General features: G+C 42.0%; 15 protein-coding genes. 6 read left to right on the top strand and 9 right to left on the bottom strand.

Translation table 11 applies throughout. The features are described 5' to 3' along the window. Positions 1-57 precede the first annotated feature (57 nt). From AC4IFO_RS13355 to kdgR, 3 genes are all read right to left on the bottom strand, one after another. Complete coding sequence (locus AC4IFO_RS13355; protein WP_490735034.1) at positions 58-2,313, bottom strand: TonB-dependent receptor domain-containing protein; 2,256 nt, start codon at positions 2,311-2,313, stop codon at positions 58-60. Positions 2,314-2,774: 461 nt separating this feature from the next. After that, a complete protein-coding gene (locus AC4IFO_RS13350) occupies positions 2,775-3,134 on the bottom strand; it encodes a hypothetical protein (RefSeq protein ID WP_490735032.1) in 360 nt (119 codons plus the stop codon). A gap of 245 nt (positions 3,135-3,379) precedes the next feature. Beyond that, positions 3,380-4,162: a DNA-binding transcriptional regulator KdgR gene (gene kdgR / locus AC4IFO_RS13345; RefSeq protein ID WP_490735030.1), complete on the bottom strand. Its 783-nt coding sequence runs from the start codon at positions 4,160-4,162 to the stop codon at positions 3,380-3,382. Positions 4,163-4,387: 225 nt separating this feature from the next. Here kdgR and kdgK point away from each other — a divergent pair, with 225 nt between their 5' ends. Together kdgK and AC4IFO_RS13335 are read left to right on the top strand one after the other, a co-directional pair. Beyond that, on the top strand, positions 4,388-5,332 hold the full coding sequence (gene kdgK, locus AC4IFO_RS13340; RefSeq protein WP_490735028.1) for a 2-dehydro-3-deoxygluconokinase: 945 nt from the start codon (positions 4,388-4,390) through the stop codon (positions 5,330-5,332). 12 nt (positions 5,333-5,344) lie between these two features. Beyond that, positions 5,345-5,962: a bifunctional 4-hydroxy-2-oxoglutarate aldolase/2-dehydro-3-deoxy-phosphogluconate aldolase gene (locus AC4IFO_RS13335; protein ID WP_273804926.1), complete on the top strand. Its 618-nt coding sequence runs from the start codon at positions 5,345-5,347 to the stop codon at positions 5,960-5,962. A 112-nt stretch (positions 5,963-6,074) separates the two neighbouring features. Here AC4IFO_RS13335 and AC4IFO_RS13330 read toward each other — a convergent pair whose 3' ends face one another. Together AC4IFO_RS13330 and cbpA are read right to left on the bottom strand one after the other, a co-directional pair. Beyond that, positions 6,075-6,371 (bottom strand): chaperone modulator CbpM, encoded by a 297-nt coding sequence (locus AC4IFO_RS13330; RefSeq protein WP_490735026.1) that lies wholly within the window; start codon positions 6,369-6,371, stop codon positions 6,075-6,077. After that, a complete protein-coding gene (gene cbpA / locus AC4IFO_RS13325; protein ID WP_490735024.1) occupies positions 6,371-7,312 on the bottom strand; it encodes a curved DNA-binding protein in 942 nt (313 codons plus the stop codon). The genes AC4IFO_RS13330 and cbpA overlap by 1 nt, the downstream gene beginning before the upstream one ends. A gap of 260 nt (positions 7,313-7,572) precedes the next feature. Between cbpA and AC4IFO_RS13320 the strand changes: the two genes are divergently transcribed. Beyond that, the gene (locus AC4IFO_RS13320; RefSeq protein ID WP_490735022.1) at positions 7,573-8,019 is read left to right on the top strand and encodes a GNAT family N-acetyltransferase; all 447 of its coding nucleotides are present in this window, start codon (positions 7,573-7,575) and stop codon (positions 8,017-8,019) included. Positions 8,020-8,134: 115 nt separating this feature from the next. On the opposite strand, the gene nfsB is transcribed toward AC4IFO_RS13320, so the two are convergent. Next, a complete protein-coding gene (gene nfsB / locus AC4IFO_RS13315) occupies positions 8,135-8,788 on the bottom strand; it encodes an oxygen-insensitive NAD(P)H nitroreductase (protein WP_490735020.1) in 654 nt (217 codons plus the stop codon). 180 nt (positions 8,789-8,968) lie between these two features. Beyond that, positions 8,969-9,295, bottom strand: coding sequence for an ArsR/SmtB family transcription factor (locus AC4IFO_RS13310; RefSeq protein ID WP_353242412.1), 327 nt, complete (start codon positions 9,293-9,295; stop codon positions 8,969-8,971). 182 nt (positions 9,296-9,477) lie between these two features. Between AC4IFO_RS13310 and AC4IFO_RS13305 the strand changes: the two genes are divergently transcribed. Together AC4IFO_RS13305 and AC4IFO_RS13300 are read left to right on the top strand one after the other, a co-directional pair. Then, the gene (locus AC4IFO_RS13305; protein WP_490735017.1) at positions 9,478-10,350 is read left to right on the top strand and encodes an MBL fold metallo-hydrolase; all 873 of its coding nucleotides are present in this window, start codon (positions 9,478-9,480) and stop codon (positions 10,348-10,350) included. A gap of 31 nt (positions 10,351-10,381) precedes the next feature. Beyond that, positions 10,382-10,804, top strand: coding sequence for an MAPEG family protein (locus AC4IFO_RS13300; RefSeq protein WP_490735015.1), 423 nt, complete (start codon positions 10,382-10,384; stop codon positions 10,802-10,804). A 240-nt stretch (positions 10,805-11,044) separates the two neighbouring features. On the opposite strand, the gene AC4IFO_RS13295 is transcribed toward AC4IFO_RS13300, so the two are convergent. Both AC4IFO_RS13295 and AC4IFO_RS13290 read right to left on the bottom strand, forming a co-directional pair. Next, positions 11,045-11,758: an RNA polymerase sigma factor FliA gene (locus AC4IFO_RS13295; RefSeq protein WP_490735013.1), complete on the bottom strand. Its 714-nt coding sequence runs from the start codon at positions 11,756-11,758 to the stop codon at positions 11,045-11,047. 497 nt (positions 11,759-12,255) lie between these two features. Next, a complete protein-coding gene (locus AC4IFO_RS13290; RefSeq protein WP_490735011.1) occupies positions 12,256-13,413 on the bottom strand; it encodes a FliC/FljB family flagellin in 1,158 nt (385 codons plus the stop codon). 491 nt (positions 13,414-13,904) lie between these two features. Here AC4IFO_RS13290 and fliD point away from each other — a divergent pair, with 491 nt between their 5' ends. Beyond that, a complete protein-coding gene (gene fliD / locus AC4IFO_RS13285) occupies positions 13,905-15,341 on the top strand; it encodes a flagellar filament capping protein FliD (RefSeq protein ID WP_490735009.1) in 1,437 nt (478 codons plus the stop codon). Positions 15,342-15,345: the final 4 nt, after the last annotated feature.

Here is a 15,345-nt window from a genome sequence, read left to right as displayed (position 1 = left end):
ATGGCGTACATAAAATTGCCTTAGATTACACAATCTAAGGCAATAGAATTGAACAACTTAGAAAGTTGCTTCTAGCCCAAGTCTAAACGTCCTTCCTGGAATTGGCATATAAATAACCGTGCCTGGGTCAAACGCATAGCGGTTGGTTAAGTTATCAATATTGAAATTCACATGAAGGTTTTTTTGAATTGAATATTTACCGAGTAAATCAAAAGTCGTGGTGGCATGTAATTTAGTGACAGGCGCAGCGGCCGTTCCCGCTAACCATTTTTGCGGGTACTCCTTACCTGCGTTATAACGTACACGCAAACCTGTTTGTAATTTTTGATCAAACATTTTCACGCCGACAATCCCCGAGACGACTTTTTTCGGCGGAAGGCGCGATGGAGATAGCCCCCAAGCAAAACCGACCGCATTACACGCTGATGGTAAGTTACCTAATTCCATTTCATCACGAGAACAAAGTTCTGAGTTGTTATAGAAGGTGGCATCTAAAGAACCAAAGGCATAATGAGAGTCATACTTCGCTTCAATTTCATAACCTGAAAGCTTGAAGCTATCGTAGTTTTTCATCACAACATAAGGGGAATAGACCCCCGTTGGGTTAACACCTTGGGAAAGATACCCTTTGATATCATTATTAAAGTACCCTACCCGCAATCGAGCGGTATCCTCATCAAAAATAAGGTTATTTTTTTCAAAATCTATTCCGACCTCAAATGATTTAGCATGCTCAGGTTTGAGTGGCACATCTGGCGTATAAGAATAGGTTTGCCCAGAAACGGTGGTTTCAAATAGGCTTGGCTCGCGATAACTGTCTGAATACTTAGTGTATACATCTAACTCATCAGTCACATGGAAACGCACTTCACCCATAAAATCATTTTTCGGGCCATAACTGATACTTTTCCCTAATACATGGTCATCAACATCAAAAGAGTGAATACGCCAACCCGCTAATGTACTGACCCACTCGCCTTTATACTCCATATTGGTAAATGCAGACGTGTTTTTACCTTTGGCATTGCGCGTTACAGGGTCCAACTCGTCCCCCTGAATTGTCCCTTCTGGTGTCCATATTGGTTGATACGTTTTGGTTAACGGCTTCGTTTTTTGCTCCATAAATTCCACGCCGTAAGTCACATTGATAGGGTAATTTGCCAATTCAGAGGTGTTTTCTAAGTTAAAACCCATCCGTTCATCTGTATAACGGTGCTGATATTGGTTGCCATAATGTGCAGTGACATCATCTGTCGTACCATTACGTTGCTTAAATTTACCTTTCGTCCACCATAAACCCAAATTCATGTCCACCCACAGTGAGTCTGGTTTATAGGAATAATTCAATGATGCGGTATCAATATCTGCCGTTCCCAGTGACCACTGTGGCATTTTTCCATCAGATTGGTACCAATAAGCAGCTAAAACTTCCCCTGCTTTTTGTTCATGACGTCGATAATTTAATTCAATACTTGAATAAGGGTTAAGGTAGATATTGGTTTTTAACAATGTTGATTGGCTTTCATAGCTGGTATTCACCACTTCTTGCCCTGGTTTTATCGGTGCATCGGTAGAGGCGTATTTATGATAGCCATTTTTCCCTGCAAAAAAATTCCCTTGTTTTCTATCGCTATGGGCAATCAACACATCAAATTTTTCATTTCGATACGCCATACCTGCCGTCACTGAACCATTATTAAAGTGTGAATTTTTAACCCCATCCGACAAACGATACTGCGATTCATTTTTATTGTCTGATGCCACTGATGGGCGGCGGTTATTATTGTAAATATTCCCTTTAAATAAAAAACCAAATTGGTCACCTTGAGGAATAATACTGTTCGCGGATAGCGTTTTTAATTTAACCGTTCCCCCGATAGCGCCACCTGAAAATTTGCTCATCGACGCTCCCTTTTCAATATTGATAGTATCCACCAGATCCATATCAATATATGTTCTATCCGTACTACCTTGATAACCCCGCCACGTATTGGTCGATTGCAAACTGCCATCAATAATAATCGGTACTCGCCCGTTGCCTTGTAAGCCTCGAATACCAATATCTAATGCCCCTGCTTCATTTCGAGCATTATTAACCTGTAATGAACTTTCATTCGCAAATATGTCTGAGTTGGTTGTTCCTCGAACAGTTGAAACATCTTTAGTGTCAATTTGTTTGCCATTCGATTTTATTTTACTGGCAGTAACCAGCAGCTTATCTTTTTGAGGTGTAGTTTGAGTTTCATCCGCAAATGCCGCACTTGATGAACAAATAACAAGTAAGCTAATTATTTTTTTATTTTGAAATATCATTTAAGTAATGCCTTCATTAATTAATGATTATTTTATTAAGACGATAAAACCCCGTCTGGCAGATTGATAAATATCCCTGCTGCCATACTGGAATTCGTGAATGTAATGGTGGGTTTACCTGTTGCGCCTTAAGCAAAGCCAACATAAAAACCTTATTTATTGAATGGTTACGAACCTATTTCCCCTATGAATACAAGCAGGACTTGGAATATACACCAATGATAATAATGATCAAGATCATAATGAATATCATTTGCATTATCATCAATATCACTATTGTTTATTACGTTGCGAATTATTTAGGCATAAAAAAGCGACATGCTTAATGCATCGTCGCTTGGGGAATTAAATGAAATGTAAAAAACAAAAAGGGCGTCACTGAGTGAAAACATAATCAACTTTTCAATCATCCAAGGGAGGCTTTACTCACCCCAATCATTAAACTATCAATGATTAAAACATTAATTATATCGCTGAGCTTGTTCCAACATTTTTTTCATTTGTTGGCGATCGGTCATCCACGGTGTCGAATTTGGGCACCCTGCTCCCGTTGGGTTGACATCGCAGACATTGAAATGCTTAAACAAGGCATTTTCGTCAGCGTCACGCTGCTCAAGTAAAGCTTGATAACTTTGTTCTTCTGGCGAAAGTTTCTTTTTGGGATCAAAGACAAACTTCTGTTCTGCCTGTAATTTTTTAACCCCTTGGTAGTCTTTATCAAACTGGCGATCAACGGGTGATTTCTCTTTAAAGGTAAAGTCGCTGGCAAAGCCGCAAGAAGTGAAACTAAGAAAGATAATAAAAATAGCCTTTTTAAACATAAAGATATCCTACTGTGTCGATAAGTTTACATTATACGCACAACAGTAGTACCGAATAGAAATAATTAAAATTTAATTTATGATAACCTTATTATTCAAATAGATAATTAACATAAATTATTAAATCAATTGATTGATACAGTCTGGATATGCCAAATGGCGATTTCTTGAAATATTAATCTGCTTTTCAAATGCAGGTGGAAACTCGTGAATAACATTCCAATATCCCCCTGCTCCTGCAAATATTATTCAGGATAGTGATGATATCCCATTTTTTCTGAAATACGGCGGCCTGATGCCTTTAATAACTGTACATAATGATCAAGTTGCTGTTCATCAAAACGAATGGTTGGGAACGAAATAGATAACCCTGCCACCACATGACCCAAACGGTCATAAACAGGAACCGCAATACAACGCAGGCCTAACTCTTGCTCTTCTCTATCTTGTGCATAATGGTGCTCACGCACCGCGGCTAACTCCACCAGCAAATCATCAACGCTTAAAATGGTTGTATCGGTTTTTTTGGTAAAAGACTCATCTTTCAGGGCCAAGCGGATAGTTTCTTCATCTTGCCAAGCCAATAAAATTTTACCAATTGCAGTGCAATACAGTGGGTTACGGCGCCCTACCCGCGAATACATACGCAGGTTATAACTGGAGTCAATTTTATGGATATAAATAATGGCATCGTCATCTAATGCCCCTAAATGCACCGCTTCATGGGTCATTTGCCCAATATGGCGCATTTCCTTATCTGCGATTTCAATTAAATCCACGTATTCAAGGGACTTTGCACCGAGCTCAAACAGCTTCAGTGTAAGTGAGTACTTATCAGCCTCGCCTTCTTGTTCCACGTAGCCCAATTGTTTCATGGTTTGCAAAAAACGAAAGGTGGTGGCCTTTGACATTAATAGGCGCTGAGATAGCTCGGAAACACCAATCTCTTTTTGCTCCCCTAACGCACTGAGAATACTAAATACTTTCACCACCGCGGATACGGCATCAGTTTGAGTCGTCTTATCCATGTTGTTTTCTTCATCCTATTAGATTGGCCGCGATAATATCATAAAGCCAATTAAAACCACGTGATACGGCATAGCATAATTGTCGAGCCTCACAAAAACAAGAACAGCGATTCATTATTTTTAAAACAGCGTTTCATTTTTATTGAAGTTCTGCACTAAATGCGTTTTAATAGCCTCATCAAGTCAGTAATCGATAACACAGTCGTAATCGTGCAGGTGATAAATATGAGTACACATCCGCAAGTTGCCGTCATTGGCGAGTGCATGGTTGAATTGCAAAAATCAGGGGAGCTGTATAAGCAAGCCTTCGGTGGGGACACGCTAAACACTGCGCTGTATCTGTCTCGCTTAACCCAAAAACACGGTGTTACAACGCGTTATATCACTGGTTTAGGGGAAGACCCATTCAGCCAACAAATGCGTGATAGCTGGCAACAAGAAGGCATCAATACCGAAGCCGTATCGATTTCACAAAAACATTTGCCGGGTATGTACTTAATTGAAACCTCCGCCGATGGCGAACGCCGTTTCTTTTATTGGCGCGATAACGCTGCTGCCAAATTTTGGTTGGATGACAACAGCAAAGCACACACACAGCAACTTCTTAATTCACAACAATTTATTTACTTAAGTGGCATCAGCTTAGCGATTTTGCCTGACGCAGCTCGCCAACTTTTAATGGAAATACTGCAACAAGCCAAACAGCACGGTGCGAAAATTGTGTTTGATAATAACTATCGCCCTGCACTTTGGCCGTCAAAAGAAGCCGCACAACAGGCTTACCAGCAAATCTTAAAATTAACCGACATTGCGTTTCTGACGTTTGATGACGAGCAACTCCTGTATGGGGATTGCCACGAAATCGAAGCTATTGCACGCACGCAACTGTATGGTGTAAATGAGATAGTGATCAAACGTGGCGCAGAGGCCTGCTACGTGATCATCGATAATGAACGTTATGAAGTACCAGCAAATAAAGTCAGTCACGTCATTGATACCACCGCCGCAGGGGATTCATTCAGTGCAGGTTATCTTGCCTGCCGTATTTTGGGCGGCACACCGTGCGACGCAGCAAAAACTGGCCACTTACTGGCAGGAACCGTTATCCAACACCGGGGAGCGATTATTCCAGCCGAGGCCATGCCAACCACCGATTTAGGAAAATGTTAAGGGGCTTTAGCCATGAATCAACTGATTGAAAGAATTAAAAAACTGAACGTTGTTCCCGTGATCACCATTAATAACGCAGAGCACGGCGCACCACTTGCTAAAGCCTTGGTGGAAAATGGCCTACCGTGTGCGGAAGTGACATTCCGTACCCCTGCCGCCGTACAAGCCATTAAAAATATGCGTGCCGCCTACCCTGAATTACTGATTGCGGCGGGTACCGTGTTAACCACTGAACAAGTTGACCAAGCCATTGATGCAGGCGTGGACTTTATCGTTAGCCCGGGCTTTAACCCAAAAATCGTTGCCTATTGCCAACAAAAAAAGGTGATTATTATTCCTGGTGTTAATAGCCCAAGCCTCGTCGAACAGGCTCTTGAATTTAATCTAACCACATTAAAATTCTTCCCAGCCGAAGCCTCTGGCGGCGTTGCAATGCTAAAAGCCCTTGGCGCCGTTTACCCAGTGAAATTTATGCCAACCGGCGGTATCGGTGTGAAAAATATCAAAGAATACACCGCGTTACCATCGGTGTTGGTCTGCGGTGGTTCGTGGATGGTACCAAATGACTTAATTGATAAAGAAGACTGGCAAGCGCTCGGTAAACTCATTGCCGAAGCGGCGACTCTTTAATTAACAATAAAAAATCTCGTTGTCGTCATTACGCCCTTATCCCCATGATAAGGGCTTTTTTATGCTTAATATTCACTAACCCCAAACGCTGTAACTTGGTTAATGGTTGATACTACTCATCAATAAAGCGTTTGAGTTGTAACCGCAGCATCTCATTTTCTCGCCGTAGCCTGTCATTTTGATCCATCAGGTTCATCGCCATTGCAATACCCGGCCAATCAATCTCTAACTCATGGTAAAGGCGCACCGCCCTTCTCACAATAACCACGGCTTGGTCATCAAATAACCATTCGCGAGTTGTTTCAATCGGTTGGATTATTCCCAGCCCGACAATTTCCTGTAATTCATCTTCGGCGATACCTGTATGAATACAGAAATCAATAACGGTGAGTGTTGTTAACTGTTCCATTATTTTCCTCCCCAATTCTTACGTGGGTCAAAACTCTGTTGTGCCTCCGCCAACTTCTGCCACAGTGCGTTAGATTGCGCATCACTGCTATCTGGCATCACCACTTTTATAATCACATATAAATCACCGGCATGACCCTTGTGCGCCAGTCCTTTTCCTTTAATCCGTAATTTTTGGCCTACTTGGCTATTTGCAGGAACCGTAATAACGATGGGGTCTTTTAGGGTTGGAACGGTGATTTTAGTGCCCAGCGCCGCTTCCCAAGGGGCTAAAGGCACCACAATTTCCAAATCATGCCCTTTAATATCGAATAATGGGTGTGGTGCAATGCGGATGGTAATCCATAAATCACCGTTTTCACCGCCATTCTCCCCTGCGGTACCTTGCCCTTTTAAGCGAATGCGTTGCCCATCGATAACCCCCGCAGGGATTGTCACATTTAATGTTTTGGGGATTTCATTGTCGATAAAACCGTAGGCATTATAAACTGGCAAATTGTAGCTTATGGTGCGTTTGTGTGATTCTTGGCTCTCTTCGAGGAAAATAGCTAATTCAACTTCGAGGTCTTGGCCGCGGTGGCTGCGAGGCTGCCTTGTGCTACCACTACGTGCACGTTGAGAAAACATCGATGAGAAAATATCATCGAAATTCCCTGAATCAAAACCTTGTTGGGAGTATGAATGGCTTTGCTGCCCTTGAGCCCCTTGGTTAAAATAAGGGTCGTTTCGATGCTCCCACATCTCATCGTATTCTGCGCGTTTGTCTTTATCACTCAGTACCGCCCACGCTTCGGCAACTTCTTTAAAACGCGCTTCCGCATCGGGTTCTTTGCTAACATCGGGGTGGTATTTGCGCGCTAAACGGCGATACGCGGTCTTAATGGTCTTCAAATCATCGGTGCGTTGCACACCCATGATGCTGTAATAATCCTTTAGTTCCATAGTCATATCTCGTTCACTTGTCTGTTGAATAGAATTCTTATGGTGCTTTGCCTGACTCTTTACATGGGCTAAGCATAATGACTTACCTTGAATTTAACTTAAGACATTTACATGGTAATTGGAATAGTAGAACCATGATAAATATTAAATATATTTGCGAATAATGACGATGCAAATTGATAAAATTCCACAAAAACAGGAAATTTTCACCATTTCAGGCTAAACCTATAGGAGAGCTATTTAATTGCAAGGGAAACCCTATGGATGCTATTGCCAGCCGCCTGAACTTTAAAGTGAATTTCGCCATTTCAGTTGAGGATTTTATTCGGTTAATTCTTCAGTCACCGTTTAAAGACACGGTTTCAACCGATAACCTAACTCAATTAGATGCAATGCTGAATAATGCGGATTTATTGATTAGTGCATGGGATGACGAGCAGGTGGTGGGGTTTGTCCGCGCGGTCACGGATTTTAGTTCCTGCTGTTATATCTGCGAACTTGCCATTGACGCACATTATCAAAAACACGGCATCGACCGCCAATTAATGCGCATTGCCGCCGAAGAACTTCCCTCCGACTGCCAAATTCTATTTTTCTCCACCGACAGCAATCTCACTGAATACCTGAAGTTGGGCTTCACTCAATCCCCCCGCGCATGGCACACCACTGCGGAGAATTATTTGGCCAAATCCGCCGATGAGGATTGATATTGAGGGAGTGAATAACTCGCCCTGATAATATAGGTTGATAACGTCTCAAGGCGAGGTAAAGGCAAGCCATATTAGCGACTTACCTTTTCTTTTGCAGGAAACCTGTATTCACTTAAATTTCAGTGATGATCGCATCTTCAGGTAAACGGGACTTCGTTAATCCCGCATTAAAATCATCCTCTGTGCGGTATCCTAGGGCAACCATTGCGATAGGCTCTAACCCTTGTTCTGCCAGTGAAAACTCATTATCGAGGATAGCGAAATCCATCCCTTCCATTGGGACAGCATCAAGGCCTAATGCAGCAACACCTAATAAAAAGTTACCTAAGTTGATAAACGTTTGGTTTTTCAACCACTGAGGTAAATCTTTTACTGCATCCTCATGATAGTTAACAAAGAAATTCCTTGCCCCTGCCATCATCGCTTTGTGTTCTTCCAACGCATAACGGCCATCTAAGGCTTCTTGCTCAAGAATTTTATTGGTATACGCTGTATCAACATTTGTTTTTGCGCAGAATAACACCACACATGAAGCATCAAGGATTTTAGGCGTGTTAAATGCGTAATCCGTTTCCGTTGATTTCGCCATTCGTTGCTTAGCTTCTTCACTTCTCGCAACAATAAAATGCCATGATTGAATGTTGACGCTTGAAGGGCTGAATCTCAGTAGCTGTTTTATTTTTGCAAAAACATCTTCTGGGATCGTTTTAGTTGAATCGAATGACTTTGCTGCATAACGTTTCATTGCGACATCAATAATTGGCATAACTTTTTTCCTATTTATAACAATAATAGCGATGGCGATGTTTTTTTAACGCACATCATCATATTAATTAAGAACGTACTCACTTGGTAAATCTCTACACCGAAGAAACAGCGGAAACGGGGATATTGTACAGGGGGAAGCCAAGGTAAGGGGATAACAGCCTCCCTTTTGCTCGCTTTATTACGTATTTTTCACGTCGATAGCTTTAGGGGCATAAATATCCCGCAATGTGCCAATAACGTTAGCAACATCTGGATTATCAATGCGGTAATAGATGACCTGAGCATCACGCCTAAAGGTCACAAGGCCTTCTTCACGCATTTTTGCTAAATGCTGGGATAACGCAGATTGGCTCAACGACACTAATTTATGCAGTTCTCCCACCGCAATTTCATCATATTTCAGCAATAAACATAAAATAAGCAACCGATGCTCATTCCCTATTGCCTTCAATAATTGTGCCGCTTTTTTTGTTCCATCCCGTAAAAAGTCGTCTTGATTCACCATACCGCCCCCTTTTTGCACCATGAGATGTTAACACATTTCCTCTCAGAACAGTGCACTGTAAAGCACAACCTGAATATTAGCAAATGTTAATTTACCAAACCCTAAATTAGATTCATATAAATTAGATATTGCTAATTTAGCATTTACTAATATAATGGATTTTCGATATAGAGGAGAACACCATGGACACAACAGTCGATATCCAAGCGTTTTTTGATGAAGAAAGCCACACGGTGACTTATTTGGTTTCCGATCCTGCAACAAAGCAAGCCGCAGTCATCGACCCTGTACTGGATTATGACCATGCCAGTGGAACCGTGAGCACCACCTCTGCTGATGCGGTATTAAAAAGTGCATCGGAGCAGAAATTTGCAATTGTTTGGATATTAGAGACTCATGCACATGCGGATCACCTAAGTGCAGCGGTACATCTACAAAAACTCACGGGCGCAAAAATAGCCATTGGTGAGCATATTAAAGATGTGCAAAAGATTTTTGCTGAAAAATTCAACCAAACGCATATTTCAACCCAAGGCATTGAGTTTGATAGGCTTTTATCAGAAGGCGAAGAAATCATGCTTGGGCATATTCCGATAAAAGTGATCCATACCCCAGGGCATACGCCTGCGTGTGTTTCATATCATATTGAAAATGCTGTTTTTGTTGGTGATACCCTGTTTATGCCAGATTACGGCACGGCAAGAGCCGATTTCCCGGGCGGTGATGCAAAAACCTTGTATCAATCGATTCAAAAATTATTTGCGCTTCCTAAAGAAACTACCCTGTATATGTGCCATGACTACAAAGCACCGGGGCGTGATAGCTATGCATGGGAAACGACAGTCGCAGAGGCACGCGCCTCAAATATTCATGTGCACGACGGTGTTACCGAAGCGCAGTTTGTCGCTATGCGCGAACAGCGTGATGCAGGCCTTGCGGCGCCTAAGTTATTGTTGCCGTCTATTCAGGTCAATATACAAGCTGGGGAATTTCCTGAGCCAGAATCCAATGGCACACAATATTTAAAAATTCCGCTGTCTTTTAAAACGAAATAATTTTTCCCTCACTGATTAATTGGAACATGAAATGAATACACCAACTTGGATTTTATTAGCCTTTGCAGGCTGGACACTGTTAATTTTATTTGGCACCGTTGGTGTATACCGCTGGTCGCGCATTTTAACCGGGCGAGCAACGGTTGGAGAGTGGCAAGCCAATAAGCCACAAGGGAGCGATTGGTACCAGCGTGCTATTGCCGCCCATTGTAATTGTATTGAAAATTTACCCGTTTACACGGCGATTGTCGTCGCCATGAACTTCACTCACACTGAAAGCACTCTGCTTAATACGTTAGCCATTATTGTATTTATCAGCCGAATTGCACAAAGCCTTATCCATATTTGCCTAACACAAACAGATAAGGTCGCCACATGGCGGTTTATTTTCTTCTTTGCCCAAATCGTAACAATGATTTGGATGGGTATTAATATCGCGATTAATGCAATTTAACGGCAAGGAAATAATTTATAGGTTGGCCAAGTGTCAACCTTACTTAAATTTATTTTAACGCCACTGCGGTGACCTAAAGAATAATTTCAAGAAACACTCTTTTAACTCAGTAGCGATGCTCTAAATAATTCGGATTGTGGGTAGAAGACCAGAGAGGATATCTTGGGGAGCATACATAAGTATGTGACCCGAGTAGCCGAGCGCAGTCGACACCCCCACAATGCGAAGTATGACGAGCATCTATTTGAGACGGCCGCGCAAGCGCTTAATAGCCTGACTATGCAACTGACTCACCCTCGACTCCCCCACCTCCAGCACTGCGCCAATCTCCTTCAGATTCAGCTCCTCTTGGTAGTACAGCGTCAGCACCATTTTCTCGCGCTCTGGCAGTTGGTCTATCGCCGCCATAATTTGCGCCTTCAGGCTCGACTCCATCAGCAAACTCAGCGGGTTACCGCCATCGAGTTCATCCATTTGCGGCTCGCAGCTTTCCCCGTGAACTTCATGCCACTCATCGTAGGAAAATAGCTGGCTGTTATTGGTGTCCAGCAATGCTTGGCGATACTCAGACAGTTCGATATCCAGCGCTTTGGCGATTTCTGGCTCCGTCGCGCTGCGCCCAAGTGATTGTTCCAACACGCCTATGGCCTTGGTCATTTCCCTTGCTTGGCGGCGCACGCTGCGCGGCACCCAGTCACGGCTGCGCAGTTCATCAAGCATTGAGCCACGAATACGCTGCACCGCATAGGTGGCGAACGATGCCCCTTGAGTAACATCGAAACGTTCCAATGCATGCAGTAAACCAATGCCCCCCGCTTGAATTAGGTCGTCGATATCAACACTGGCGGGTAGTCTAACTTGCAGTTTCAGGGCTTCATGGCGTATTAGAGGGTAATAACGCTCCCATAGGCTATTTTTATTAATCACACCTTCGGCAGTATACAAATCGCTCACAACCTGAATCACCCTTCAAGCTTTATAAAAGGTATTCATTATCTGTGTTGGTTTTGATTTCAATCCGTAGAGTAAGGCAATAAATGTGGCTTTATTTCCCTTATCCTAAATAGGTCAAATTTGAATGATAACAAGGTTAATGGTTGTTTTAACTCAATTTTTAGGGGATTTTACAGGTAATACAAGTGGGAGTGGTTGTTTTGTTGAGATACAATTTTTGATTTGAAAGGGATTATCTTTAGGGTTTGGTTTGGTTTGGTTTGGTTTGGTTTGGTTTGGTTTGGTTTGGTTTGGTTTGGTTTTTGACCTAAAAAATGCTAAAGCGAGCCCTAAATAATTCGTGTTGCGGCTAGGCGACGAAGGAGGTCATCCCGATGAGCGTACATAGGTACGTGATTCGGGTGAGCGACTGAAGTCAACAACGCTGCGGCGCGAAGTATGACGGGCATGAAAAAGGCCAGCATCGCTGGCCTTTAATCTCAGAAACCGATCACGAATTAACGTAACAGGCTCAGAACACCTTGTGGAACCTGGTTAGCTTGTGCCAACACAGCAGTACCTGCTTGTTGCAGAATCTGACCACGGCTCATGTTAGAAACTTCAGTTGCGAAGTCAGCATCTTGAATACGGCTACGTGCAGCACTCAAGTTGTTAACAGAGTTGTTCAGGTTGTTGATGGTAGATTGGAAACGGTTTTGAATCGCACCTAAAGAAGAACGCATGCCGTCTACATTTTTAATTGCAGTATCTAACGTTTCAAGTTGTTTTTTTGCAGTTTCTTCAACTTTTGCTACATCAGCCTCTGTAACAACTTTTTCACCTATAGTATATTCTATTTTTCCGTCTGCATCTGCTTCATCTTTACCTGCGCCAACAGCTGTACCTTTATATAAAACATCTGTAGTAGCGCCGCCTTCCGCAGGAATAGTACCTTTAATATACTGTTGGCCTTTATCATCAACCTTAACTTCTGTAACTGTAATTTCTACATCTTTACCATCAATTTTGACAGTAGCTTTTCCGAAATCGATAGGAGCCTTACCTTCACCCACCTGAAAACCATCAAGATCTTGATCCGTAAATGCCTCGTAATCTGCAGCTTTTAGTGGCTTAGCTGATTCAGCTCCAACTTTGAAACCATTTACTTTTAATTCTGTACTATCAACCTTTTTCAGATCAAACTCGATTTTCTCTTTATCGTTAGTACCAACATGGATAGTCATTTTAGGGTTTTCACCACTTAGTACTTTCACACCGTTAAACTGAGTTTGTTCAGAAATACGATCAATCTCTGCTAAACGTTGATCAACTTCTTCTTGAATTGATTTAATATCAGATTCTGAGTTAGAGCCATTTTTTGCTTGAACAGTCAGTTCACGAATACGCTGTAAGTTATCGTTAATTTCGTTCAATGCGCCTTCAGTCGTTTGCGCGATAGAGATACCGTCGTTGGCGTTACGAGAAGCTTGAGTTAAACCTTTCACGTTAGCCGTAAAACGGTTAGCGATCGCTTGGCCTGCCGCATCGTCTTTTGCGCTATTGATACGTGAGCCAGAAGATAAACGCTCAATCGCCGTACCTAATACGCCTTGTGAACGGTTTAAATTGTTCTGAGTGGTCAGAGACAGAATATTCGTGTTAATAACTTGTGCCATGGTAATGTCCTTGTTATTCAAATTAATAAGTTAAGCCTATGTGCTTAACTGAGTGATTTTCGTCAGCAATATGTTTATCGGCTGTAACCAAAACCCCTTTAGGCTTTTTGCATAAAAATTTCATCAATAACGGCAAAACCTGCACGGGAAGCCGCTTTTTACTTTATTATTTTGTTGGGAATTAGTTTATTTTTATCTATTTTCTGGTTATTTACCCCTAATAAGAATAAATACCTAGGTTTACCCCGTTACTTCCCGCCATCGTTGTTTCTCAGAATAGTCTAAAATTTTGCTCCGTTTTGCCGATAAGACTCTAAACAGACTCTATTTCAGAGTTAATAACACAAGCATAGACTCTAAATCATTCGGGTTGCAGGTAGGCGACAAGTGAAGATAGGCCGATGAGCATACACAAGTATGTGATTCGGCGAGCGTAGCGAAGTCAACACCCCTGCAACTTGAAGGATGACGAGAATAGCGTAGGAGAAAACATGGCAGGTATATCCACACTCGGTATCGGGTCAAACTTAGATTTAAACGTACAAATGGACCAATTAGAATCGATGGAGCGCCGTCGTTTAGAGCCATTAACCACCCAAAAAGCCAGTTATGACGCGCAAATTAGCGCCTATGGTAAAATGCAGTCATCCTTAGAAAAACTAAAAAAAGCCGCGGAAGACTTAAAAAAATATGGCGATATCAGCACCACCAAAGTCACTGGCGAATATAAAGCCTTTGATGTAAAAACTGACGGTAAAGCTGTTGCGGGTGTGCATGATGTTGTCGTTAAACAAATGGCAAAAGCGCAAACTATCGCAACCAAGGGCCAAAGTGACAATAAAGCAATGCTAGGGAGTAATGATAAAGAGCGTACTATCACCATTACTCAACCGTCACAAAAAGAAGATAAAGATAAAATTGTTATCAAATTAGATAACGAACATACATCATTAATTGAAATTGCGGATGCCATTAATAAAACAGATAAAGGTGTTAGTGCGTCTGTCATTAAAGATAGAACTAACCAATATCATTTAGTTATAACTTCAAAGAAAGAAGGTACTGATAACCGTATTAGCATTAAGGTTGATGGAGACGATAAGCTAGCTAATTTACTCAATGTAGACTCTGTATTGACTCAAGTTGATGGGAAAGACGTTATCTCTACGTCTGGTAGTCAAATGGATCAAATGGTTGCTCCACAAAATGCATTGTTAAACATTGATGGCTTCGAGCTTGAATCACAAACCAATGAAGCCAAAGACCTGTTTCCAGGTTTAACGCTGACCTTAAAAAAAGAAAGTGAAGATCAGAAACCAGATCACCTAATCGTTTCTGAAGATATCGAGCCCGCCAAAGGCAAAATTAAAGCGTGGGTAGATGCCTATAATGAATTCCAAAATTTAGCCAAAGAACTGACTAAATACACTCCTTCCGAAAAAGGTACTGAACCCAACAAAACCAATGGTCCACTGATTGGTGACTCCACCTTACGTATGATCCAAAGTACCCTGCGCACGCAAGTTCGCATGCCACAAGCTAGCGGTGAAATTGATACACTTGGCAAAATGGGTATTAAGCAAAAACTCGATGGTACCTTAGAAATCGATAATAAAGTGCTGGATAAAGTCCTGAAAGAAAACCCTTCTAGCGTCAAAGTGTTTTTTGCGGGTGACGGTAAAGAAACGGGCTTTGGCACGCAAAACTTTAACTACTTAAAAGACACCTTGGACAGCAAAGAAGGCACGCTACATAACGCTACCGATGGTATCCAAAAGAAAAAGAAAAGCTTAGACAAACGTATTGAGCAGACCAATAAGCAAATCGAAAACACCATGGACATGTACCGCCGTCAGTTCCAAAACTTGGACAAAATGATGACGTCGCTCAACAGCACCAGTAATTCATTAGGCCGACTTTTAGGTTAAAAAA

The sequence above is a fragment of the Providencia sp. UF-224 genome (genome assembly GCF_058245955.1).
The sequence above is the reverse complement of the archived record's forward strand: the minus strand, read 5'-3'. Positions and strand labels throughout refer to the sequence as shown.